General features: G+C 38.5%; 1 protein-coding gene. It reads left to right on the top strand.

The window, feature by feature from the left end:
• Positions 1-94 precede the first annotated feature (94 nt).
• Positions 95-472, top strand: coding sequence for an HNH endonuclease (locus tag EXA13_RS16565; protein ID WP_064626924.1), 378 nt, complete (start codon positions 95-97; stop codon positions 470-472).
• Positions 473-1,011 lie beyond the last annotated feature (539 nt).

Below are 1,011 nucleotides of genomic sequence, written 5' to 3'. Positions count from 1 at the left end.
TTTGGTTGGCATTTGAGGTTACGGCTGGCTAGTTTGAGTTCAGTGGTTTGCGTTGTCTGCCCCTTAATGCGGCGTTAGCTGTTTTGGAGGAAAGTTGAGCAGTATTTATGATGAATTGATTGCTACCGGTCAATGGGGTGATCGAGAAATTCGGCTTGGTATCGAGTTTGATTTCAAGTGTGCTTACTGTAAAAAGGACATGTTGAAGTCAGTTGAAAACTATAAAGAATGGCAAACAGATCATATTGTCCCTTACTCAAAAAGTGGTGATGATTCTTACGACAATTGTGTACTAAGTTGTCGGACATGTAATTTTATTAAAGGAACATGGAATCCTTTAAGCATACTTAATGGCGAGCCAGTATCTAGAGATAAGTTGATTCAACTTTCCCAAAATTACGTTCTAGAAAAACGAGAATGTATAGAGTCACAAATTCATGAGTATCGGCGAATTACTCAAAAACACAGCTAACAAACGCCTCAAGAGGGACTGTCAACGCGTGGCGTTTCCAGTCCCAATGAGCCGCGGTGGTTGCAGTTGTTGTGTTTGAGTTTTGTGTTAATGCGTTGCCAGCCCCTTAGGCGGGCGTTATGTAACCGTAGAGAAAAAGAGCACAATATATTGAAAATTAAAGTATTTTTATGATTTCTTTACTTTGAACTTAGCTTCTAGTTTGTCTGTTTGATACTTTTAACTGATTGTTTTTTATTAGTTATTTTTTAATTTATAAACCCAGTTGTGTTCATATTGGCTTCGTTTCCGTCTTCTTGTTCTTCGAGTCTTTATTCAGCGCTTACTGGTGAAGCGGGTTTGCGTTCAGCTTCTCTATAGTCATGATCCGCAGAATCAAGTTACTTTTGTAGTTGCCAGAGTTTTTTCTACTGGGTCAATGCTGACTTTTCGTGTAAGTTAAATCGTGTTTGGCGATGCTGTTTTTGGTAATGCTTTGAAATGGTTAGTAAAGTTACATAACAAAGCATTTAAGAGGGACAATNAACGCGTGGCATTTT

Origin of the sequence: Vibrio cincinnatiensis (assembly GCF_022113815.1) — a bacterium.
GTDB lineage: Bacteria > Pseudomonadota > Gammaproteobacteria > Enterobacterales > Vibrionaceae > Vibrio > Vibrio cincinnatiensis_A.
The sequence above is the reverse complement of the archived record's forward strand: the minus strand, read 5'-3'. Positions and strand labels throughout refer to the sequence as shown.